Here is a 21,850-nt window from a genome sequence, read left to right as displayed (position 1 = left end):
TCCTGAAAGATCTTGCAGGTTCTACTCTCACCCTTGAGCAGGTGACCTGCACCCCCTACGGTGGAGACGGCAAACACCGCTCGGTCGCGGGTTTCGCCTTGCAGTTCTTGCAGGATCGTCGTCTCCCGTCGGCTCCTGCGCGCCCTCCCCCGTCGGCCCCGGCCGGCGCCCTTGCTCGGACAGAGGAGTCCCCGCATGTCGGTCCCGCGGTCTGCCCATCCCACCCGCATTGCCACCCGCTCCCGCCTGCTCGCGGCGGTCACCTCGCTGCTGATGGCGACGGCCACGATCCTCGGCACCGCGCCGCTGGTGTTCGCCCTCGGCCCCGATCAGCCGGTGCTCGCCGGCTCCCTGCAGGACGAGCTGGGCTGCGAGGCGGACTGGGACCCGACGTGCGAGGCGAGCGCGCTCGCCCCCACCGCTGTGGCCGGGCAGTGGGAGTCGACCTTCGAGGTCCCCGCCGGGCAGTACGAGGTCAAGGCGGCGATCGGCGGCAGCTGGGATACGGCCTACGGGCTGGACGGCGGAGAGGACAACATCCCGCTGGCCGTCGCCGCGCCCACCCGCGTGACCTTCCGCTTCGACGAAGAGACGTCCCGGCTCTCCGTCGCGCTCGCGGAGCAGGGCGGGGAGTACACCGAGCAGGATGCCGAGCTCGCGCACGCCCCCTACCGCCACCCCGGCGGCGGCGAGACCTTCTACTTCGTGCTCACCGACCGCTTCGAGAACGGCGACCCCGCCAACGACACCGGTGGCATCGACGGCGAGCGCCTGGATCACGGCTTCGACCCTACCGACAAGGGCTTCTACCAGGGCGGCGACATCGCCGGGCTCCACTCGCAGCTGGACTACATCGAGGGCCTGGGGATGAGCGCGATCTGGCTGACCCCGTCCTTCACCAACAACCCGGTCCAGGGCGAGGGCGAGGATGCGAGCGCCGGCTATCACGGCTACTGGGTCACCGACTTCACCACCATCGACCCGCACCTGGGCACGAACGAGGAGCTCAAAGCGCTGATCGACGATGCCCACGCGCGCGGCATCAAGGTCTACTTCGACATCATCACCAACCACACCGCCGACCTCATCGACTACGAGGAGGGCGAGTACGGCTACGTCGACCAGGCGACCAGCCCGTACCTCGACGCGGCCGGAAATCCGGTGGACGTCACCGCGCTGGCGCAGTCCGCGGAGTTCCCGGCCATGGATCCGGCGAGCTCGTTCCCCTACACCCCGGTGCGTTCGGCGGAGAACCAGGTGATGGTCCCCGAGGCGCTGAATGACGTGACGATGTACCACAACCGCGGCAACTCGACGTGGGAGGGCGAGTCGGTGACCTTCGGTGATTTCGACGGCCTGGATGACCTGATGACCGAGGATCCGCGGGTGCTGGCCACGATGGAGGACATCTACACCACCTGGATGGACTTCGGGATCGACGGCTTCCGCATCGACACCGCCAAGCACGTCGACTTCCAGTTCTGGCAGGCCTTCACCTCGACCCTCGTCGATCACCAGGGCGCGGCCCCGGCCGGGGAGCAGTTCTTCACCTTCGGCGAGGTGTACGACGCCGACGCCACCAAGCTCTCCCCCTATGTGCGCGAGACCGAGATGGACTCGGTGCTCGACTTCGCCTACCAGTCCACCGCGACGAACTGGGCGAAGGGGTTCACCGCGCAGGGCATGGCCGGCCTGTTCGCCGCGGATGACCACTACACGACGGCAGACTCCTCCGCCGCGGACCTGCCCACCTTCGTGGGCAACCACGACATGGGCCGCATCGGCTACCTGCTGGCCGGCTCCGACCGGCTCGGCGAGCGGACCGCCTTCGCACACGAGACGATGCTGCTGACCCGTGGCCAGCCGGTGATCTACTACGGCGACGAGCAGGGCTTCGCGGGCGACGGCAACGACAAGGACGCCCGCCAGTCGATGTTCGCCAGCCAGGTCCCCTCCTATCTCGACGACACCCTGATCGACGGCAGCCCCTACGGCGACGGCGAGCACTTCTCGACCGACGCCCAGCTGTACCCGCTGATCAGCGAGCTCGCCACGCTGCGCAACTCCACCCCGGCGCTCGCCACCGGCGCACAGATCGAGCTGCACGCGGAGGAGGGCGCCGGCATCTACGCCTTCTCCCGCGTGGACCGCGAGGAGCAGCTCGAGCACCTGGTCGCGCTGAACAACTCCCCCGAGGCGCGCACCGTCACCCTCACCACCCTCACCCCGGGCGCGAGCTTTACCTCGCTGTACGGCGACCACGCCCCGGTGACCGCCGCGGCGGACGGCACCGTCGAGATCACGGTGCCCGCACTCGGCGCCGTGGTGCTGGTCGCCGATGCGCCCGTCGTCGCCGCCGGTGACGCGCAGGCGATCACGCTCGATCTCGCCGACGGCGCGAAGGTCGAGGGTCAGGCACCGATCAGCGCCGACGTCACCGCCGACCGCTGGGCCGAGACCTCCTTCAGCTGGCGCCTCGCCGGCGAAGCGACCTGGACCGCGCTCGGCACCGCGGAGGACGACACCCCGCGTGTGTTCCACGACGTGAGCTCGCTGCCCGTGGGCACCCTGCTCGAGTACCGCGCGGTCTCCACCGACGCGGCCGGGGACCGGGTCGCGGACTCGACCACGGCCGTCGTCGGCGCGGACCTCTCCGCCGCCGGTTCCGAGGAGGGCCCGGGCGCGATCGACGAGCTGTCCGTGACGCTGCCCGGCTCGCATAATGCCGCGATGGGCTGCCCGGGCGACTGGCAGCCGGACTGCACCGCCGCCCAGCTCGCCCTGGATGCCGATTCCGGGAAGTACACCGGCACCTTCGACATCCCGGCCGGCGACTTCGCCTTCAAGGTCGCTGTCGGCGGGAGCTGGGACGAGAACTACGGCGCGGGCGGCGTGCCCGGCGGCGAGGACATCACCTATACCCATGAGGGTGGGCCGCTGACCTTCTGGTACGACCCGGCCACGCACGTCGTGCAGAACAGCGCCCAGGGTCCGTTCATCACCCTGCCCGGCTCCTTCAACGCCGCGCTCGGCTGCCCCGAGGACTGGATGCCCGGATGCATGCGCACCTGGATGCAGGATGTCGACGGCGACGGCGTGCACACGTTCACCACCGACGAGGTCCCCGGCGGGTCCTACGAGGTGAAGGCCGCTCACGGAGGATCCTGGGATGAGAGCTACGGCGTGGGCGGTGAGCCGGGCGGCGGCAATTACACCTTCTCCACCCAGGACGGAGAGATCGTGACCTTCACCTACGATCTGGCCACCCATCAGCTGACCATCGAGGCCGCCGATCCGCTGACCGCCGGCTCCGGCAAGCAGCTCGGCCACTTCGTGGACGCCGGCACCATCGCCTGGCCCACGAACCTGGTCACCGCCGGCGAGGACACCCGCTGGGAGCTGTTCACGGCGCCGACCGGCGGGCTCACCGTCGCAGACGGCGAGGTCACCGGGGGCGAGAGCCTCGGCGAGCTGACCCTGCGGGACGGCGGTCTGGAAGAGGCCGAGCTCGCCGGGCGCGGGCACCTGAAGGACTTCCTCGCGCTCGAGCTGCCGGCGCTGGACCGGGCAGTGCTCGAGGAGGCGCTGCGCGGTGAGCTGGCACTGGCCCAGTACGGCCCGGACGGGATCGAAGTCCTCACCGGGCTGCAGATCCCCGGAGTGCTCGATGATCTCTACGCGGGAGATGCCGCCGAGCAGGAACTCGGCGTGAGCTGGAGCGATGGAGTGCCCACCCTGTCGCTGTGGGCACCGACCGCCCAGAACGTGACGCTGCAGCTGCACGGCCCGGCGGAGGCGGCGGGTGATCCGTCGGCCGCTGATCCGTCGGCCGCTCGTGCCGTCGCCGCAACCGAGATCGCGATGGAGCGCGGAGCCGGCGGCGTGTGGGCCGCGACCGGCGAGGCCGACTGGACCGATCAGGCCTACACCTTCGCCGTGGACGTCTTCGTCCCCTCCCTCGGCGAGGTGGTCACCAACACCGTCACCGACCCGTACTCCGTGGGCCTGACCCTGAACTCGCAGCACTCGGTGCTGCTGGATCTCGCAGATCCACGCTGGGCGCCGGAGGTCTGGACCGACACCTCCGCCCCGGCGGTCGCGCAGTTCGCCGATCAGACCATCTACGAGCTGCACCTGCGGGACTTCTCCGCCGGTGACGAGGCTCTGCCCGAGGAGGTCCGGGGCAGCTATGCCGCCTTCGGGCACCCGGATTCGGCAGGGTCGGCACGGCTCGGTGAGCTCGCCGAGGCGGGCGTGACCACCGTGCATCTGCTGCCCACCTTCGATATCGCCACCATCGAGGAGGACCGCGCCGCGCAGGTCCAGCCGGATCTTCCGGCCGACGCCGGACCCTCCTCGACCGAGCAGCAGGCGGCGGTGACCGCTGTCGCGGACCAGGACCCCTACAACTGGGGCTACGACCCGCTGCACTACATGAGCCCCGAGGGCTCCTATGCGACCACAGGTCACCAGATCGGTGGTGAGCGCACCGCAGAGTTCCGCTCCATGGTGGGCGAGCTGCACGGGATGGGCCTGCAGGTGGTGCTCGATCAGGTCTACAACCACACCGCCGCGCACGGTCAGGCCGACACCTCGGTGCTGGACCGGATCGTTCCCGGCTACTACCAGCGGTTGAATCTCGACGGCGGGGTGGAGAACTCCACCTGCTGCTCGAACATCGCCACCGAGCACGACATGGCGCAGAAGCTCATGGTCGACTCCACCGTGCTCTGGGCCCGCGAGTACCACGTGGACGGATTCCGCTTCGACCTGATGGGCCATCACAGCGCCGACAACATGCTCGCCGTGCGCGAAGCGTTGGACGAGCTGACGCTCGAGGCCGACGGGGTGGACGGGAAGAGCATCTACCTCTATGGCGAGGGCTGGGACTTCGGCGAGATCGCCGGCAACGCCCGCTTCACGCAGGCCACCCAGGGACAGCTGGGCGGCACCTCGATCGGCACCTTCAACGACCGGCTGCGGGATGCCGTTCACGGAGGCAGCCCCTTCGATACCGACAAGCGCACCGTGCAGGGCTTCGGCAACGGCCTGTCCACGATGCCGAACGGGTTCGCGGAGGTGGGCGAGGAGGAGCAGCTGACCGACCTGCGCCACCGCACCGACCTGATCCGGATCGGGATGGCCGGCAACCTCGCCGACTACGAGCTGCTGAGCTCGACCGGGGAGGTGGTGCGCGGTGATCAGCTGGACTACAACGGCGCTCCCGCCGGGTACGCCACCCGTCCCGAGGAGGCGGTCAACTATGTCGACGCGCATGACAACGAGGCGCTGTACGACATGAACGTGTGGAAGCTGCCGCAGGATGCCACCCTGGAGACCAGGCTGCGGATGAACACGCTGTCCCTGGCCACGGTGACCCTGGGCCAGTCCCCCTCGTTCTGGGCGGGCGGCACAGATCTGCTGCGCTCGAAGTCGCTGGACCGCGACAGCTATAACTCCGGCGACCACTTCAACACGATCGACTGGACGAAGCAGACCAACGGGTTCGGCAACGGCCTGCCGCCGGAGGAGAAGAACGGCGAGGCCTGGGATCTGATGGTGCCGATGCTCGAGGATCCGGCGAAGACCCCGACCCCGGAGGACATCGGACTCTCGAGCGAGGTCACCCTGGATCTGCTGCGGATGCGCTCCTCCTCGACCCTGTTCACCCTCGGCGACGCGGAGCTGATCCGGCAGAAGGTCAGCTTCCCCAACGCCGGCGCCGACGCCACCGCCGGTCTGCTGGTGATGCGGGTCGACGACACCGTGGGCGTGGACGCGGATCCGGCGCTCGACGGGCTGGTCACCGTGTTCAACGCGACCGGTGAGCCGATCACCGAGGCGATCGACGGCATGGCCGGACTCGAGTACCAGCTGCACGAGGTGCAGGCCGACGGCGCCGACGAGGTGGTCAAGCAGGCCACCTGGGATGCGGACACCGGCACCGTCACCGTGCCCGCGCAGACCGTCGCGGTGTTCGTGGCCCCGCATGCCGGAAGCGGTGGGGAGGATCCCGGTGACGGCGGCGGAGACAAGCCTGGCGACGGGGAGCAGCCCGGTGGCGGCGACGAGGGCGGGGAGCAGCCTGGCGGGGGCGATGATGGCCAGGCCCCTGGTGACGGCGAGGCGCCCGACGGCGGAGGCGAAGCTCCCGGTGACGGCGACTCCGTCGATGACGACGCTTCCGACTCCGGCACCGGCACCAGCACCGGCACCGGCTCGCAGGATGATCCGGCGGCCGACGGTTCCCGCGGGCCGCTCGCCCGAACCGGCCTCGAGGTCCTGCCCTGGGCGCTCGCGGCGGCGCTCGCACTCGGTATCGGCATCTCACTGACTGCGCGGGCCCGCAGCCGGGGGTGACGGACCCCGTCCCGATCAGGGGATCGCGCGCTCCACGCCCTTTCCGGGCCGCGGAGCGCGCACGCCCAGCGCCCGCCGCTCGCCGCTCGCCGCTCGCCGTCCGAATCTACCGCCACAGGAGTCCTCACGATCCGGGACGAGAACTCCGCGTGTCACGGTGAGGTCGCGGGCGCTGCGCAGTGGACAGATCTGGCTCTTCGCAGGTGAGGGGGTAGCTGCGGGGCGTGAGGTGGGCGCGTCGGTGCCGGGATAGACGTCGAGGTCTCCCGAAGATGGAAGTTCTGACGCTCACCGTCTGGAAGACCTCGACATGCCCAACGCTACCTTCGACAGTCCCGACCTGACGACCTTCGCCCGCCTCGGGGAGCTCGGTCTGGTCGTGGTCGGCCAGAGACTCACACCCGAACGGGCGATGCTGGAGTGCCGGCTCGTCGATGAGGACCCGTGGTGCCGGGCCTGCGGAGCACTCTCGACTTCGCGGGGCTCCATCTCCCGGTCCCTGGCGCATGAGCCGTTCGGCCACTGCCCTACGACTTTGCTGGTGCGGATCCGCCGCTACCGGTGCGACCACTGCGGAACCCACTGGCGCGAAGACACCACCACTGCAGCAGCTGAGCGGGCGAAACTCTCCCGGGGCGGGATCCGCTGGGCGCTGGAGACTCTGGTCATCGATCACCTCTCGATCGCGCGGGTCGCCGCTGGGCTGGGCGTCGCCTGGCACACCGCCAACGACGCCGTCCTGGCCGAGAGGAAACGACTGCTGATCGATGACTCGGCCCGCTTCGACGGGGTCCGCGTGATCGGCGTCGACGAGCACGTCTGGCGCCACACCCGCCGCGGCGACAGGTACGTCACGGTGATCATCGACCTCACCCCCACCAGGGACAAGACCGGGCCGGCTCGGTTGCTGGACATGCTCGAGGGCCGCTCCAAGGCGGCGTTCAAGGCCTGGCTCGAAGCTCGCCCCGAGGCGTGGAAGGACCGCATCGAGGTGGTGGCAATGGATGGGTTCACGGGGTTCAAGAGCGCCACGAGCGAGGTCCTGCCCGGCGCGGTCGCGGTCATGGATCCCTTCCACGTCGTCCGCCTCGCCGGGGGCTCATTGGATGACTGCCGCCGCCGCGTCCAGCAGCAGCTCCACCAGCGTCGGGGCCGCAAAGGCGACCCCCTCTACAAGTCCCGCCGCACCCTCCACACCGGGATCAGCCTTCTGACCAACCGTCAATCCGAGCGCCTCAGCGCCCTGTTCGCGAGCGAGAAGCATGCGGCGGTCGAGGCGACCTGGGAGGTCTACCAGGCGATGATCGCCGACTATCGAGAACCCGCCAGGACCAGAGCCAGAGCGATGATGGAGAAGGTCATCGCGGCCCTCCGGGCGGCGGCCCCGGACGCCCTCGTGGAGTTGGGAAAGCTCGGCCGGACGCTGACCAAGCGCGCGGACGACATCCTGGCGTTCTTCGATCGCCCCGGCACCAGCAACGGCCCCACCGAGGCGATCAACGGCCGACTCGAACACCTCTGCGGTTCAGCCCTCGGCTTCCGGAATCTCACGAACTACATCGCTCGCAGTCTCCTCGAATCAGGAGGCTTCAGAAACCAGCTACACCCTCGCATGCGATGAGTCGGGACTGATGCGCGATCAGGTGTCAGCTGAGGTTAGGCCGCCAGGCTGACGGTCGGGTTCATGATGGCCTCGTACTCGATGGGGGTCAACCGGCCCAGACGGGCCTGTCGACGGCGACGGTGGTACGTCCTCTCGATCCAGGTGACGATTGCGATCCGCAGCTCTTCCCGGGTTCGCCATCGACGTCGGTTCAGGACGTTCTTCTGCAGCAGAGCGAAGAAGGACTCCATCGCTGCGTTGTCCCCGGCCGCACCGACTTTCCCCATCGATCCCACGAGGTGGTGACGGTTCAGAGCGTGCACGAATTTTCGCGACCTGAACTGAGATCCGCGGTCGCTGTTAAACCGAGTTCGGCTTAACAGCGATTATGCCGAGGTTTGTGTTAAGCCGAGGAGCTCGGTGTCTGGCGTGGTTGGAGCGGGGGTCGCTGCTGGTTCCTCGGCTTACCGATGCGGCGCTATCGGAGGTTGTAGAGGGCATTGAGCGTGTCCTCGGTGAGTCTTTCAGCAGCCGGAGTGCTGGTCATCGGAGTGGCGGCGTCAATGGCATCGCGCATCATGTCCAGGGTCGCGAAGGCGTAGAACGCCGAGGTGGTGGAGGCGTTCTCGTGGCCGAGCAGCCGCATGATGATCGGCAGTGGAATGCCTTGTGTGTAGAGGTCCATGGCCTTGGTCTTGCGAAGCATGTGGCAGTGGATGCGCTCCGGCACCGAGGGACAGTCCGCGGTCGCGATCGCGGCGGCCTTTTTCAGAACCGCGGCGACCGTGTCGGAGGAGATACTGGTCGGTTCTCCGCGGTGCAGGCTGTAGAACACCGGCCTGGTTGCGGGCGGCGTGGCCGGGCCGGGGTGGAACTCAGCGAGGTAGACGCGCAGGTGCTCGATCGTTCTCTCGGTGAGCGGCACGATGCGGGTCTTGTGGCGTTTTCCGGTCAGTGTGACGCGTCCGGGCGCGGTCAGGGATAGGTCCTGCAGGGTCAGGTTGGTGATCTCGCCGACGCGGGCAGCGGTGTCATAAAGGAGGATGAGCAGCATCCGGTTCCGGCGCGATTTCGCCGTCTGGCCGGTGAAGGCGGCGAGCACGGCTCGCAGCTCGTCGTCGGTGAGGTATTCGATGGGTGCTCGGGGCGCGGTCGGGGCTTTGAGCGTCTTCGCCTGCTGGTGAAGCGCGACGAGGGTGAGGTCCTCACTCGCGGCGTAGGCCAGGAACGCTTTGATGGCGCTGAGCCGGAGCGTGATGGTCCTCGCCGCATACTGTCGGTCCGCCCGCATCCAGGCCAGCCACGCTTTCAGGTGGGGCCGGTCGAAGTGGTCGAACGTCATATCTGCGCGGTCGAGGTGCTCGTGGTCGGCAAGGAAGGTCAGTAAGCACTCCAGGCTGATCCGGTAAGCCTCGATCGTCTTCGGCGACAGCCCGCGAACGGTGGGCATGTAGGCGTGGAAGAAGTCTCGGGCCAGGACCCAGAAGTCCGGGGCTCCGGTTTTCGGGTCGCGTCTCATTCGAATCCAACCTCCGGCAGCAGCGACTGGCTCTCGCGAGCGATGGTGGCGTAGGCGTCCAGGAAGTCAGGAGAGGTGTGGACGTAGTAGTAGGTCGACTCGAAGGTCGCGTGGCCCATGTAGCGGGAGAGGTAGGGCAGCATCGCGGTCACGTCAGTGCCCTCGCCCATCCAGCGTTCGAGGTTGGCGTAGGCGAAGTGGTGCCGGAAGTCGTAAGGTCGCGGCTGTCTGCCGGCCGTGGGGCGAGGCAGGCCGGCCTGGTCCCAGATGCGACGGAAGATCACACCGACCGCTGCCGCAGTCACCGGGGTCCCGGCGGCCGAAACGAAGAACGTCTGATGCGCCCCGAAGCGGGCTTGGGATCTCTGGTCGCAGACGGCCAGGATTTCGACGATCTGATCGGTCAGGGGCAGACGGCGGCTGCGCCGGGCTTTGGCCCCCACGATGTCGAGGTGCCCGTCGTCGAGGTCTGTGATGTCTCAGGACTTCGGTGACAGTTCTGTATCAGGACATCGGTGACAGTTGATGTCTCAGGACATCGGTGACGGTTCGGGGTTCTTCGGTGGCCGGCCTCGGCGTTTGCCGCTCCGTTGACCCGTGTGCTTGGAGGCGTATCGGATGCCGAGCGGGGGCCAAGCGTGCTCGGCCAGGATCTCGCCGTGAAGGTCGACGAACGTGACGCTGGCCTGTTCGACGAGGACGTGCACTTCCTGCTGGGCATGAGGGTAGGAGACCTGGAACGCGACGCCGTGGAGGGTGATCGTGCCGTTGTTGTTCACCACCCGTGTTCGTTCACCGGTCTGGATGACCCGCTCCCGGGGGAGCTTCCGGGAACGCTTCTTGCTGTCCCCGACGGACTCGATGATCAGGCTGGGCTCCACGACAGGCCGGGGAGACGGTGCCGGCTCAGTCGCGTCCCAGGCTTGGCGTGGTGTGATCCGTCCGGGAAGTCCCTGGTGAGGGCGTTGCTCGTTATAGATGACGTCGAACTCGTCGACCTGTGCTTGGAGCTCTTCGATGCTTCCCGCGATGGGCTGCTTGTCCAGCCAGCGGAACAAGGTCTGGTGGAATCGTTCGTTCTTGCCCTGCGTGGTCGGCTTGTAGGGCTTCCCGGTGATCGCCTCGACTCCCAGCGCGGTCACGTGGATGACGAGCTGGCCCTTCATCCCACGGCGCGTGGGGTTCAGCGCGGCTCCGTTGTCGGTGAGCAGACGCTGTGGAGTTCCGCAACGCGCGGTGCCCTTGTTGAACACCGCGATCGCTGCTTCAGCGGTCTCGCTGCCCGCCACGTGAGAGGCGACCGCGAGGCGCGAATGATCGTCCTGGAGCTGGAAGATCACGCAGGTCCGGCCGTTGGTGAGGACGTACTGGGTCGCATCCAGCTGCCAGCACGCGTTCGGTGCCGGATAGACGAACCGCCGCCAGGACGCGCGAGGCCGCTTCCTCGGCTCCAGTCGAGCCACGCCTCGTTCGCGGAAGATCCGTGCCAGGGCCGCGATCGATGGCGCTTCAAGTCCCATCGCTTTCATCCGGTCGTGGACGCTGATCGGACCGTGATCCAGCCCAGACGCTTCGAGTGCGGCGCGGACCTGAACAGCCTGGTCCTTGACCTCTTCATCGAGCTGGCCCGGGGAGGTATGTGGTCGTTTGGTGCGGGGCTCGAGCACGGCCGCGGGCCCATCGACGCGGGCGCGAGCACGGAGGACGTAGAACGTCTTGCGCGAGATGCCGTGCTCGACGCAGAACGTGCTCACCGACCCACGCGGCGCGTCATCAGGCCACCGCGAGATGGCCAGGCGGACAGTGGGATCGACGGGCTCGTTTCTGCTCACCGCCCATTTTTACCGGCGAAGTGTCACCACCAAGAGCCACGGAAGTGTCACCGATGTCCTGATACAGAACTGTCACCGATGTCCTGCGACATAACACCCGTCGTCGAGGTCGACCTGCGCGGCCAACAGAGCGCGAGCTTCGCCGGTTCGTAGCCCGCAGGAGTGCATCAGCGTGAAGAACGCGATCGCCTGCCACCGCCACGGTGACTGCGCGTCAAGCTGGGCCGCGGCGGTGAAGAAACGCTCGATCTCGTCCCGGTTGAGCAGGTAGGGGGTGACCCGGATGAACGGGGCCTTCCATTGGTCAGAGAGCACGTAGGCGCTCGTGTGCCCCTGGGTCTGGAGCCATCGTCCGACGTCGCGGATGTAGGACATCCACGACCGGTACCGGCCAGAGCGCGCCAGCTGGGCGGTCACCCATCCTTCGACGGTGTCCCGATCGAAGACGCGCAGGTCGTGGCGGGTGCAGTAAGCGTCGAACTGTTTCAGATACCAGATCCGGGAGACGCCGTAGAAGCCCATGCTCTCCTTGAATGCGAGATAAGCCGTCAGATCGGTGGCGAACACGCTGGTGAAACCGTGGGCGTTCATGACCGGGCTCCCGCCGGCACCGGCAACACGCACTGCAGGAGACGCTGGTCATCGACGCTCATATACACGTTGGTCGACTCCTGGCTGGCGTGTCCGAGCACCGCCGAGATCGTCGGCAGCGGCACGGCAGGAGGGTGTTTCATTAGCTGTGTAAGGGTCCGGTCTCGAACCGAGGTGTGACCTGCTGTCCCGCCTCTGAGAAGGACCGATGACATGACCGATACTGCAGATGCCCAGAACCCTCTTGCCGGGGTGCTCAGCGCCGACCAGGTCGATGCCCTCGTCAACGCCGCTGAAGACCTCGGAGAAGGCCGCCACGGGGTCGAGGAGCTCCTCTCGCGGATGACCCAGGCGGTGCTGGAGAGGGCGCTGGAGACCGAGATGAGCGATCACCTGGGCTACGAGGCCGGCGACCCTGCTGGCGCCGGCACGGGCAACTCCCGCAACGGCAAGACCACTAAGTCCGTCCAGACCCTCCAGGGACCGGTCCAGATCACTGTGCCGCGGGACCGCAACGGCTCGTTCGAACCGGTGATCGTGCCCAAGAGGTCCCGCCGGCTCGGGAGGGTCGAGGACATGATCCTGTCGCTGTATGCCCGCGGGATGACCACCCGCGATATCGGCTCCCACCTCGAGGAGATCTACGGCTCCAGGGTCTCCGCCGCCACGATCTCCCGGGTCACCGACGTCGTCGCCGACGAGGTCGCCCAGTGGCAGTCCCGGCCCCTGGAGACGGTCTATCCAATCGTCTATATCGACGCGATCTGGCTGAAGATCCGCGATGGCGGTGTCGTGGCGAACAAGGCCTGCCACGTCGCCGTGGGCGTGGATCTCGAGGGCCGCAAGCAGGTGCTGGGTCTATGGCTGGGCGTCAGCGAGGGCGCGAAGTTCTGGGCGAATGTCCTGACCGAGATCCGTAACCGCGGCACCAAGGACATCTTGATCCTGTGCTGCGACGGGCTGAGTGGGCTGCCGGCCGCTGTGAACAGCATCTACCCCGAGACCGTGGTCCAGACCTGTGTGGTCCACCTGCTGCGCTCGGCGATGAAATACGCCTCCTACACCGACCGCAAGACGATGGCCAAGGACATGCGCCCGATCTACACCGCCGCGACCGTGGAGGCCGCACAGCTGGCGCTGGAGGCCTTCGCCGAGATATGGCAGACCAAGGCGCCGGGAGCCGTGCTGGCCTGGCGGAACGCGTGGGAAGACTTCATCCCATTCCTCGCGTTCACTCCCGAGATCCGCAAGGTCATCTACACCACGAACCAGATCGAATCGATCAACTACCAGCTACGGAAGATCACCAAGACCCGCGGCTCGTTCCCCTCGGACGAGGCAGCGATCAAGCTGGTCTACCTGGGCATCCGGAACATCGAAACCCGCCGCGGCGGAGAGCTCGGCACCGGCACCCAGGGATGGCACCAAGCGCTGAACGCTTTCGCCGTCCAGTTCCCCAACCGACTCCCCCTCTGACCACCCGGCAGAAGGACTGATCGACCGGCCCCTTACACAGAAAACTTGACACCTCCCACGGCAGCACGCAGCATGCGAGAGGCCGCGTTGTGCCGCAGGCGCCGCGTCCCGGCCTTCACTCCGATCACGCCGGCAGTCCGGAACGTTCTGGCCGTCACCTTGTATATCGAGGCGTGATCGACGAACGGGATGAACGGTGCCACCGAGCGGAGAAAAACGTGGTCGTCCTCGCCGGCGGGACGCTCCTCGAGCACGTAGCTTGCCAGCGCTACCGCCAGAAGACCGGGCAGCGGCAGCGTCACCGGGTTCTTCGTCTTCTGCTGGACGATCCCGATCGTCTGGGAGCGCCAGTCGATGTCTGCCAACCGCAGTGCGATGATGTCGCAGGCCCGTAGCCCGGTCAGCAACGCCAGCAATGTGATCGCAGCATCCCGAGCGGAGACCATGCCGGTTGCACACGCCTCGACGACCCGCTGTTCATCGGCGTCCTCGAGGACAGGCAGGATCGTCTGCGAACGTTTCACCCCGGCCAGGTTGACGGCATCGACCAGTTCGCGGCGGCCGGTGAACTTCAGGAACGGGCGGAAGTTCGACACCACCCAGAACAAGGACGACTTCGCCCACCTGGTCAGCAACGATTCGAGGAACGCGAGGATGCTGGCCGCATCAGTCTCCTCGAGGCTGTCGATCCCGCGATCCTCGAGGAACACGAGATAGCTGCGGGCCACCCGGCCGTAGGCAGCGCGCGTGGCCGGTGCCAGCCCACGGTCGGCCATGTCCGCTTCCCAAGCAGCATCCAGTGCTACGAACTCGTCCGAAGCAGGCCACGGCCCACCGCCGCCACGCCGACGGACCGCGAGATCGACCCGACCGGTGCGCAGGTAGGAGTCGAACACGGTAACGATCCGGCCGTAATCGAAGCGGCGCTGTGCGCTGAACCCACCGGTGCGCGGGCTCGTAGTCATCGCTGCGAACTCGGCACCCAACGCGGGCGAGTAGACGCCGCCACGGTCGGCAGCGAACCTGGTCAGCGCGCTGATCGACTTCTGATAGTTCCTGATGGTTGATTCCATGTAGTCGGCCGTGCGCAGCGCTGCAACAGTGACCGCGCCGATCTGTATGACCGTCGTATCCATGACCGCGTCCCTTCCCTAGACGGATGGATACGACGGACACTAGACACTGACTGCAGGAACGTTAAGCCGAGGAACCAACAGCGATCTCCGCTCCAACCACGCCAGACACCGAGCTCCTCGGCTTAACACAAACCTCGGCATAATCCGAATGCACGATGCAACTGGCAGCGTCAGGACGCCTGGATATTGCGTTGTCCAGGGCGTTTACCGCGAGGCGAGCCTTCATCCGGTCGCTGATGGAGTAGCCCACGATCCGGCCGGAGAACACGTCCTTGATCGCGCAGAGGTAGAGCTTGCCCTCGTCGGTCCAGTGCTCGGTGATATCCGTCAGCCAGAGCTCGTTGACGTCGTCAGCGGAGAAGTCCCGCTTCACGAGGTCATCGTGGACCGGCGGGCCGGAGCGCTTGCCGTTCTTCCCACGCTTCTTCCCGAACACGGACCACCACTGGTTGTCTCGGCAGATCCGCCACGCGGTCCGCTCACACATGCGCTGGCCAGCTGCCTCCGCTTCGCCGGCGAGGAAGCGATACCCGAACTCGGGATCATCCCGGTGGGCATCGAACAGCGCGTTGGCACGGTAGGCCTCGACCAGCTCTGACTCGGTGACCTGCTGTTTCCGCCAGCGGTAGTAGGGCTGGCGGGAGAGCCTCAGGACCCGCAAGGACACCGCGACAGGGACACCATCGCCGGCGAGCTCGCTCACGAGCGGGTAAAGGATTTTCCCGGCAGGTTCGCCTGCGAGAGGTAGGCGGCCGCGCGGCGGAGGACCTCGTTCTCCTGCTCAAGCAGCCGGTTACGGCGACGCAGATCCCGCAGCTCGGTGGACTCCTCACGGGTCTTGCCAGGCCGGGAACCGTCCTCGACATCGGCTTGACGCATCCAGTTCGTCAGGCAGGACTCGGAGATCCCGAAGTCCTTCGCGATTATCGAGAGCTTCTGGCCAGGTTCGCGGTTCCTGGCGACGCGGACGACGTCGTCACGGAACTCCTGGGGGTAGGGAGCGGGCATGGTGCACATCCTTCCCTGTGACGCTCCTCAGCGCCACAGATCATGTGACACCTGATCGTGCGGCAGTCCCCTTCCTCGAGGGGACCGGCACGATGGTGCTCGACCATCTCGGTGGCATCGCCTATGCCTGCCGCTCCCGGCGCGTGGACCCAGGCCTGTTCTCAGAGGTCTGCGCCGACCTCGGCGTCGAGCCGGTGCTGTTCCATGCGGCCGATGCCGACGGAGTGCCGGTCTACCCCACGAACGTGCTGATGAGCGTGGGGACCGACGTCGCCATGGTGGGCGCCGAGATGATCCGGAACACGGCCGAACGGGCACGGGTGCTGGGATCGTTGAGGGAGAGCGGCCGCGAGGTCGTGGAGCTCTCCGAGGAGCAGGTCCGAGGCTTCCTCGGCAACTGCCTCGAGGTGACCGGGCGCGAAGGCCAGTGCCTCGTGATGTCCTCGCACGCCGCCGCTCACCTCTCCCCCCGCGCAGCGACGCCGCATCGAGCGTTCCTGCCGAATACTCACCGCACCCGTGCCCACGGTCGAGGCGGCCGGCGGCTCCGTGCGCTGCATGCTCGCCGGTATCCATCTGCCTCAGCGGCAGGCCGACTCCTCGACCGGGATCCCGAACACGCGCACCACGGTGGTCCCCGCCGCGGTGTAGACGTGCACCCCGGCGCCGTCCGCGCGATCGCTGAAGAACCCGTAGGCCGGGGCACCGTTGCGCCGCATCGCGTCGCCGACCTCGTCGAACCCATGCTCTGTCAGCACGGGGTTGATCGCCTCACGACGGGCGTCCCAGGCCGCGGCGTCGTCCTCGGGAAGCGTGATCTCGGTGGTCGCGTCCCCTGGTGACCAACGGCAGATCCCGTCATCGTCGAGACGGACCCGCTCCGAGTCCTCGGCCCAGCTGGCGTCCGCGCCCTGCAGCATCGACTCCTGCAGCGGCGGGAGCATCTCCCGGTACTGCGCGCGGGCCTCGTCCACCGGAACGGGCTCAGGTACCGCGGGCGTGCATCCGGTCAGAGCGATCATCGCCGCCACCCCGACGAGGAGTGAGCGCCGCGAACGGGCACGACGTCCCTCCGGTACTTCATCCACATTCACCCATCCCTCCCCTCAGGCTTCACCACTCGATCTAGCATGATCCGAGTCACAGTCTCGACCATGGAGCGTACTTGATGCTGGGTGCTGACACCGTTGCCCTCTCCGCCTTGGGGACGACCGCCGGACGACGCGCGGGCGACTTGCGCGAGGCCCTGAGCGCAGTCCTCCACGCCGATGACCCGAGCATCTGGGTCGGTGACCACCGGATCGCCTTCGATCGGGAGATGCATGCTCTCCGAGCACGGCTCGACGGCATCGCACAGCGCGTGGACGAGATGGCCGACGAGCTCTCAGAACATGCGCACGAGCAGGACCTCGCCTCGACGCCGGATGGCCCCGCAATGCCGTCATCGATGAGTTCGCTGCGATCCCTGCTCGGACAGGCAGACTCCCCGGGGTATGCCGAAGACCTCCTGCGCCGCCTTTTCGGGGCGTCCGGCGGCTCGACCGAGGATTCATTGGGCGGCTTCGAGGACCCTCGGAACGTCGGCTCGCGCACCATCGGAGTGGACCTCGAGTCGATCGAGGCGTTCGACCCGAGGACCACTGTCCAGGGCGACAGCTTCGGTGACTGCTGGTTCCTCGCGACGCTCGCGTCCGTGGCCGCGCAGAACCCGGAGCTCATCGCAGAGAACATCGAGCTGGTCCATGGCCCCACCCCGGATGAGGACTACTGGATCGTGACGCTGTACGAGAACGGCGAACCGGTCGAGCATGTCGTGACGCAGAACGAACTGGTCAAGGACGGAGTCCGCGGACGCATCGACCACGACAGCGGCTCCTTCTCCGAACGCATCTCCTGGATGAGCATCTACGAGCGGGCGGCCGTCGAACACGTCGGCGGGGACTATGGCGATCTCGAGGCGAATTTCGCCGGGAAGGGGTTCGACATGATCACCGGCGACAGCGGAAGTCTCTCCATCGACGCCGGCTTCGACTCGATCCGGGCGGACCTCGAGGACGGCAAGTCCGTGGTGACCAGCACGCCGCCAGGATGGCTGCTCGGTGGCGCACCGGACGGAGACGTCGTCGACGGCCACGTGTACATCGTCGAAGGTCTTTCGACCAACGAGATGGGCGAAGAGGTGGTGGTCCTCGTCAACCCCTGGGGCACGCCGCAGCCACCGGCGTCGAAGCCTCCCGTCCTCGAGCTGACACAGGAGGAGTACGCGGCGAACTTCGTCTCCCGCAACACCGTCGGCCATGACGCGTGAGCCGCTGGCTCCGCTCGGCCCGCAGCCGTTGCCCTGCCCGCATGCACGCGGTGCGGTCGCCTCAGCTGTGACACGAGCGACGAAGAGGTGGATCGTGAGCGATGCAGACCCTGCCGCCCCGGCCCGGGAAAGCGAGTCCGTGTGACCGCCACCAGCTAGTCACCGACTGATGGCGCGACGGCGGGGCCGATCCATCGCGCATCGACTTCGACTCCGCGCGGAAGCTTCACCGTCTTCGCAACCGTCTCCACGTGTAGGGGCTCAGCGGTGCAGCGAGAGGTTGATCTGCCAGTGAACGCCCTGGGGTTCCGCGTCGCGGTCAGATCGGGTCGTCCTGGCGCCCGTGTTCTGAAGCTCCCCGAGACCTGGGCGGAGGACTCCGATCGTCGTGACCGACTGTCATACTCCGGTGATCGCGACCCTGCTACCAGAGGTGCCAAGATGTCCGCATCCCCGCATCACGCCATCAGCTATATCGAGTTCGGTGTCACGGATCTGATCGCTGCTCGTGCCTTCTATGAGTCGGCTTTCGGGTGGGAGTTCAATGACTACGGCCCGGCGTACAGCGGGATCAGGTCACCCGACGGAAAGGGGGAGGTCGGTGGATTGACCTCTGCCTCGGCGCCCAATAGCGACGGCCCCCTGATACTGCTCTATTCCGAAGACCTGGACGCGACCGTCGAGGCCGTGCGGACTGCAGGCGGAACCATTGCAGCAGGGCCCTATGACTTCCCGGGTGGGCGACGGTTCGAGTTCACGGATCCGAGCGGGAATCGGCTGGGCGTGTACGCCGAGGCCTGATCGCGCTCGGTCGCGAAGTATGCGCCAGCAGACATGAAGGCTCGAGCAGGCCTCTCAGCCTTTCAGCCCGCTCTGGGCGAGGCCCTGGATGAAGTGGCGCTGGGCGAGGATGAACACCAGGAGCACGGGCACCGCGGTGAGCGTGGTCGCGGCGAGCTGGATGTTCCACATCTGGCCGCCGTAGGCGTCGACGTACTGCGTCAGCGCCCTCGGCAGCGTGTAGTTCTCCCGGCTGGAGAGGAACACGACCGGTTCGAGATACATGTTCCAGGACTTCAGGAAGGTGATGATCCCGACCGCGGCAAGGGCAGGGCCCGCCAGGGGCAGGGCGACCTTCCAGAAGAGCCCCCACCGGTTCAAGCCGTCGATGCGCCCCGCCTCCTCGAGCTCATCGGGAAGGGTCACGAAGAACTGCCGCATGATGAAGGTCGCGAGCACACTGGGCGCCCCGAAGATAGGGATGACGATGAGCGGCCAGTGTGTGTCGATCAGTCCCATCGCGGTGACCGCCCGGAACATCGGCACGATCGTCACCTCGATCGGGACCAGCAGCCCCACCAGCACCACGAGGAACAGCAGGTTCTGCCCGCGGAACCGGATGCGCGCGAAGCCGTACCCGGCGAGCGAGGACACCACCATCGTGCCCACGGTGACGACCACGGCGATGTAGACGCTGTTCCAGTACTGCCGGGCGAAGGGCTGCAGCTCGAACACCTGGCGGTAGCTCGAGAAGTCAGGGCTCTTCGGCCAGAGGCTCGGTGGGACCTGCAGGATCTCACTGGTGGTCTTCAAGCTCGAAGTGATCATCCACCACGTGGGAAAGGCGAAGGGGATCGCCAGCACCACCATCACGGCCACCACCAGGAGCGTGGTGCGGCGCCGACCGCGCATCCGTCGCGGCTTCGCCCTCGCACCCGGCCTCGTAGCCGTCTTCGCGCTCCCGCCAGCGGTCCGGCTCGGTGTCAGCTTCAGTGTCGGCTCAGCGCTCATGATGGACCCACCTCCGTCGGGTCTGCCACTGCAGCAGGGTCAGGACCAGCACGATCACGAACAGCAGCATCGCGATCGCGCTCGCGTACCCGAAGTCGTTGAACCGGAAGGCCCGCTGATAGAAGTAGTAGACGAGGACATTCGTGGAGTTGCCGGGACCACCGGCGGTCAGCACGTCGATCAGGGCGAAGGTCTCCAGCGAGCCGACCACGGTGATGATCGAGACCAGCAGCAGCGTGGGGCTGATCATCGGCAGGGTGATCGAGAAGAAGCGGCGCACCGCGCCCGCCCCGTCGATGCGGGCCGCCTCGAGCATCTCCTCGGGCACCCCCTGCAGGGCGGCGAGGAACAGCACCATGTTCAGGCCGACGTTCTTGAAGACCTGCACGACGACGACGGCGAGCAGCGCCGACCAGCCCTCGCGCAGCCAGTTCGGTCCGTCGATCCCGATCACGCCGAAGAAGGCGTTGATGCCGCCGCTGTTCTGCAGCAGGAAACCCCAGACGATCGACCAGGCCACCAGCGACACCACCACCGGGGAGAAGAACAGAACCCGGAAGAAGGTCGAGCCGCGCACCTTCTGGTTCAGCAGCACGGCCAGGAGCAGCGCCAGCGAGATGTTCAGGGCCACCACCCCGCTCGAGAACAGGACCGACGACACCAGCGAGGCGTGCAGTGTCGAGTCCTCGAGCAGGGCGGTGTAGTTCTCCGCTCCGGTGAAGCGGAACTGGCCCGACAGGGCGTTCCAGTCGTGCAGGGAGTACCAGGCCACGGCGCCCAGCGGGAGGATCACCAGCAGCACGGCGCCCAGCACGCTGGGCGCGACGAAGAGGTACCCCAGCAGCGAGTCCCGCTGCTGCCAGGAATGACGACGCCGCGAGCGGGTCCCGGCAGCAGCTGTCATGAGTCCAGCAGCGGCTGAGCGGCGGTGCACACCTCGCCCAGCACGCCGGCGACGTCCGCGCCCTCGGTCCACAGCGGATCCAGCGCACTGCGGATCGTGGTCTGCAGCTCGGCGAAGTTCGCGTGGGCGGGCTTGGTGATCGCGTCGGTGATGCCGTCGATCACGGCCCGCTGCAGCTGATCCTCGCTGAACAGCGGGTTTGCAGCGCCCATAGTCTCCGCGGTGAGCAGCGAGACCCGGGGTGGCGGGAAGTACTGTGCGAGCTTCTCCGCCGCGGCGGGGCTGGTGAAGTGGGCCAGGAACTCTGCCGCGACCTCCGGCGCCTGCCCGTCGGCGAGCACTCCGATGCCCGCTTGTCCCACCACGTTCTGCTGGGTGGCAGGGCCGGCGGGCAGCGGCAGCACGTCCCACTCGAAGGAGTCGTCAAGGTTCGAGGCGCGGGAGATCTGGGTGATCGTCATGGTCGCCTGGCCGGCGAAGAAGTCGATCTCATCGCCCGGTCCGGGCATCGCCTTGGTGGTGAAGGCCGCCTCGTGCAGGAAGGTCATCGCCTCGGTCATCGCCTCGTCGGTGAAGCCGCAGGTGGTGCCGTCCTCGTTCCAGGCCTGCGCGCCGAAGCCGGCGTACACGGTGGCGAGGTTCTCCCAGGTCGCATAGCCGAAGTCCCGCACGATGAGGCCTGCCCCTCCGAGCTGCTCGACCGTGGCCCTGCTGACCTCCATGGCCTGCTCGTAGGTCCAGTCCCCGGCGTCGAAGACGGCGACGAGGTCGTCCTGTCCCGCCTCCTGCAGCCGCGTGGTGTTCAGGAACATGCAGAACGGCGAGTTGGAGAACGGATAGGCGTACAGCCCGTCCTCCCCCTGCCAGAGCGTGAGCGCGGCCGGGTCGATGTCGTCGTACTCGTACCCGTCGGCCGCTTGGAGCGCTTCGCCGACCTCCACCAGCGCACCGGACTGCACGAACTCGGGAGCGTTGCTCTCGAAGATCCAGGCGAGGTCCGGAGCGTTGCCTCCGGAGAGCTGGGTGGTCAGCGCGGTGGTGTAGTCCTCGAAGGGGATGGTCTCAAAGGTGACGGCGGAGACGGTCTCCGCATGCGCCGCGACGTACTCGTCGGCGATCTCCTGGAACAGTGCCAGCTGGCCCTCGTCCGCGGTCCAGACGGTCATGCGAAGCTCGACGGGACCGTCCGGGGTGCCTCCCCCTCCCCCGCCCCCGCAGGCGGTGGCGGTCATTCCGAGGGCGGCGGTGAGTGCGGTTCCCGTGGTGAAACGGCGGCGGGTGATCATGATCTTCTCCTTTGAAGGATCGGTGACGCGGTGAGC

The 21,850-nt window shown here is 67.2% G+C and carries 17 protein-coding genes and 2 pseudogenes; 6 read left to right on the top strand and 13 right to left on the bottom strand.

Features of this window, described 5'->3' with window-relative positions; genetic code table 11:
* Nucleotides 1-195: 195 nt before the first annotated feature.
* Entirely contained in the window at nucleotides 196-6,360 is a 6,165-nt protein-coding gene (gene pulA, locus ACT3UF_RS11285) for a pullulanase-type alpha-1,6-glucosidase (protein ID WP_444608335.1), read from the top strand.
* Nucleotides 6,361-6,670: 310 nt separating this feature from the next.
* Nucleotides 6,671-7,981 carry an ISL3 family transposase gene (locus tag ACT3UF_RS11280; protein ID WP_444501808.1) on the top strand — a complete coding sequence of 437 codons (1,311 nt, stop codon included), beginning with the start codon at nucleotides 6,671-6,673 and terminating at the stop codon, nucleotides 7,979-7,981.
* 35 nt (nucleotides 7,982-8,016) lie between these two features.
* On the opposite strand, the pseudogene ACT3UF_RS11275 reads toward ACT3UF_RS11280, so the two are convergent.
* The 6 genes and pseudogenes from ACT3UF_RS11275 to ACT3UF_RS11250 form a co-directional block, all read right to left on the bottom strand.
* Nucleotides 8,017-8,334, bottom strand: a pseudogene (locus tag ACT3UF_RS11275) (IS3 family transposase); the annotation flags it as partial.
* Nucleotides 8,335-8,441: 107 nt separating this feature from the next.
* Nucleotides 8,442-9,482, bottom strand: coding sequence for a tyrosine-type recombinase/integrase (locus tag ACT3UF_RS11270; RefSeq protein ID WP_441458544.1), 1,041 nt, complete (start codon nucleotides 9,480-9,482; stop codon nucleotides 8,442-8,444).
* On the bottom strand, nucleotides 9,479-9,958 hold the full coding sequence (locus ACT3UF_RS11265; RefSeq protein WP_444608415.1) for a tyrosine-type recombinase/integrase: 480 nt from the start codon (nucleotides 9,956-9,958) through the stop codon (nucleotides 9,479-9,481). The genes ACT3UF_RS11270 and ACT3UF_RS11265 overlap by 4 nt, the downstream gene beginning before the upstream one ends.
* 54 nt (nucleotides 9,959-10,012) lie before the next feature.
* A complete protein-coding gene (locus tag ACT3UF_RS11260) occupies nucleotides 10,013-11,314 on the bottom strand; it encodes an integrase core domain-containing protein (protein WP_158541900.1) in 1,302 nt (433 codons plus the stop codon).
* A 72-nt stretch (nucleotides 11,315-11,386) separates the two neighbouring features.
* A complete protein-coding gene (locus tag ACT3UF_RS11255) occupies nucleotides 11,387-11,905 on the bottom strand; it encodes a hypothetical protein (RefSeq protein ID WP_444608334.1) in 519 nt (172 codons plus the stop codon).
* The gene (locus tag ACT3UF_RS11250; protein ID WP_444608333.1) at nucleotides 11,902-12,048 is read right to left on the bottom strand and encodes a hypothetical protein; all 147 of its coding nucleotides are present in this window, start codon (nucleotides 12,046-12,048) and stop codon (nucleotides 11,902-11,904) included. Before ACT3UF_RS11250 ends, ACT3UF_RS11255 begins: the two co-directional genes overlap by 4 nt.
* Before the next feature lie 70 nt (nucleotides 12,049-12,118).
* Here ACT3UF_RS11250 and ACT3UF_RS11245 point away from each other — a divergent pair, with 70 nt between their 5' ends.
* The gene (locus ACT3UF_RS11245; protein ID WP_343926305.1) at nucleotides 12,119-13,381 is read left to right on the top strand and encodes an IS256 family transposase; all 1,263 of its coding nucleotides are present in this window, start codon (nucleotides 12,119-12,121) and stop codon (nucleotides 13,379-13,381) included.
* Nucleotides 13,382-13,413: 32 nt separating this feature from the next.
* On the opposite strand, the gene ACT3UF_RS11240 is transcribed toward ACT3UF_RS11245, so the two are convergent.
* The 3 genes from ACT3UF_RS11240 to ACT3UF_RS11230 all read right to left on the bottom strand — a co-directional run bounded on the left by ACT3UF_RS11240 (nucleotide 13,414) and on the right by ACT3UF_RS11230 (nucleotide 15,525).
* On the bottom strand, nucleotides 13,414-14,517 hold the full coding sequence (locus ACT3UF_RS11240; RefSeq protein ID WP_444608332.1) for a tyrosine-type recombinase/integrase: 1,104 nt from the start codon (nucleotides 14,515-14,517) through the stop codon (nucleotides 13,414-13,416).
* A gap of 61 nt (nucleotides 14,518-14,578) precedes the next feature.
* Nucleotides 14,579-15,220 carry a DDE-type integrase/transposase/recombinase gene (locus ACT3UF_RS11235; protein WP_444608331.1) on the bottom strand — a complete coding sequence of 214 codons (642 nt, stop codon included), beginning with the start codon at nucleotides 15,218-15,220 and terminating at the stop codon, nucleotides 14,579-14,581.
* On the bottom strand, nucleotides 15,217-15,525 hold the full coding sequence (locus tag ACT3UF_RS11230; protein ID WP_444502500.1) for a transposase: 309 nt from the start codon (nucleotides 15,523-15,525) through the stop codon (nucleotides 15,217-15,219). The genes ACT3UF_RS11235 and ACT3UF_RS11230 overlap by 4 nt, the downstream gene beginning before the upstream one ends.
* Before the next feature lie 92 nt (nucleotides 15,526-15,617).
* Here ACT3UF_RS11230 and ACT3UF_RS11225 point away from each other — a divergent pair.
* Nucleotides 15,618-15,935 (top strand): annotated as a pseudogene (locus ACT3UF_RS11225) (arginine deiminase-related protein); the annotation flags it as partial.
* Nucleotides 15,936-16,106: 171 nt separating this feature from the next.
* Here ACT3UF_RS11225 and ACT3UF_RS11220 read toward each other — a convergent pair.
* Nucleotides 16,107-16,547, bottom strand: a complete 441-nt coding sequence (locus tag ACT3UF_RS11220; protein WP_444502499.1) for a hypothetical protein — start codon at nucleotides 16,545-16,547, stop codon at nucleotides 16,107-16,109.
* Nucleotides 16,548-16,693: 146 nt separating this feature from the next.
* On the opposite strand from ACT3UF_RS11220, the gene ACT3UF_RS11215 reads away from it, so the two are divergent.
* Nucleotides 16,694-17,833, top strand: coding sequence for a C2 family cysteine protease (locus tag ACT3UF_RS11215; RefSeq protein WP_444502498.1), 1,140 nt, complete (start codon nucleotides 16,694-16,696; stop codon nucleotides 17,831-17,833).
* A gap of 441 nt (nucleotides 17,834-18,274) precedes the next feature.
* Entirely contained in the window at nucleotides 18,275-18,634 is a 360-nt protein-coding gene (locus tag ACT3UF_RS11210; RefSeq protein ID WP_442332687.1) for a VOC family protein, read from the top strand.
* A 54-nt stretch (nucleotides 18,635-18,688) separates the two neighbouring features.
* Here the strand turns inward: ACT3UF_RS11210 and ACT3UF_RS11205 are convergent, their stop codons facing one another.
* The 3 genes from ACT3UF_RS11205 to ACT3UF_RS11195 form a co-directional block, all read right to left on the bottom strand.
* Entirely contained in the window at nucleotides 18,689-19,525 is an 837-nt protein-coding gene (locus ACT3UF_RS11205; RefSeq protein WP_442332688.1) for a carbohydrate ABC transporter permease, read from the bottom strand.
* Between the two features lie 88 nt (nucleotides 19,526-19,613).
* A complete protein-coding gene (locus tag ACT3UF_RS11200; RefSeq protein WP_442332689.1) occupies nucleotides 19,614-20,528 on the bottom strand; it encodes a carbohydrate ABC transporter permease in 915 nt (304 codons plus the stop codon).
* Nucleotides 20,525-21,814 (bottom strand): ABC transporter substrate-binding protein, encoded by a 1,290-nt coding sequence (locus ACT3UF_RS11195; protein ID WP_442332690.1) that lies wholly within the window; start codon nucleotides 21,812-21,814, stop codon nucleotides 20,525-20,527. Before ACT3UF_RS11195 ends, ACT3UF_RS11200 begins: the two co-directional genes overlap by 4 nt.
* Between the last annotated feature and the right edge of the window lie 36 nt (nucleotides 21,815-21,850).

Origin of the sequence: Brachybacterium sp. AOP24-D1-21, assembly GCF_052378665.1 — a bacterium.
Lineage (GTDB): Bacteria > Actinomycetota > Actinomycetes > Actinomycetales > Dermabacteraceae > Brachybacterium.
The sequence above is the reverse complement of the archived record's forward strand: the minus strand, read 5'-3'. Positions and strand labels throughout refer to the sequence as shown.

Coding starts and splice junctions, on each gene's coding strand:
- ACT3UF_RS11255 (WP_444608334.1), bottom strand. CDS start 11,905: ATGAACGCCCACGGTTTCACCAGCGTGTTCGCCACCGATCTGACGGCT.
- ACT3UF_RS11240 (WP_444608332.1), bottom strand. CDS start 14,517: ATGGATACGACGGTCATACAGATCGGCGCGGTCACTGTTGCAGCGCTG.
- ACT3UF_RS11250 (WP_444608333.1), bottom strand. CDS start 12,048: ATGAAACACCCTCCTGCCGTGCCGCTGCCGACGATCTCGGCGGTGCTC.
- ACT3UF_RS11205 (WP_442332688.1), bottom strand. CDS start 19,525: ATGCGCGGTCGGCGCCGCACCACGCTCCTGGTGGTGGCCGTGATGGTG.
- ACT3UF_RS11210 (WP_442332687.1), top strand. CDS start 18,275: ATGTCCGCATCCCCGCATCACGCCATCAGCTATATCGAGTTCGGTGTC.
- ACT3UF_RS11245 (WP_343926305.1), top strand. CDS start 12,119: ATGACCGATACTGCAGATGCCCAGAACCCTCTTGCCGGGGTGCTCAGC.
- ACT3UF_RS11195 (WP_442332690.1), bottom strand. CDS start 21,814: ATGATCACCCGCCGCCGTTTCACCACGGGAACCGCACTCACCGCCGCC.
- ACT3UF_RS11230 (WP_444502500.1), bottom strand. CDS start 15,525: ATGCCCGCTCCCTACCCCCAGGAGTTCCGTGACGACGTCGTCCGCGTC.
- ACT3UF_RS11200 (WP_442332689.1), bottom strand. CDS start 20,528: ATGACAGCTGCTGCCGGGACCCGCTCGCGGCGTCGTCATTCCTGGCAG.
- ACT3UF_RS11280 (WP_444501808.1), top strand. CDS start 6,671: ATGCCCAACGCTACCTTCGACAGTCCCGACCTGACGACCTTCGCCCGC.
- pulA (WP_444608335.1), top strand. CDS start 196: ATGTCGGTCCCGCGGTCTGCCCATCCCACCCGCATTGCCACCCGCTCC.
- ACT3UF_RS11220 (WP_444502499.1), bottom strand. CDS start 16,547: ATGATCGCTCTGACCGGATGCACGCCCGCGGTACCTGAGCCCGTTCCG.
- ACT3UF_RS11215 (WP_444502498.1), top strand. CDS start 16,694: ATGCTGGGTGCTGACACCGTTGCCCTCTCCGCCTTGGGGACGACCGCC.
- ACT3UF_RS11270 (WP_441458544.1), bottom strand. CDS start 9,482: ATGAGACGCGACCCGAAAACCGGAGCCCCGGACTTCTGGGTCCTGGCC.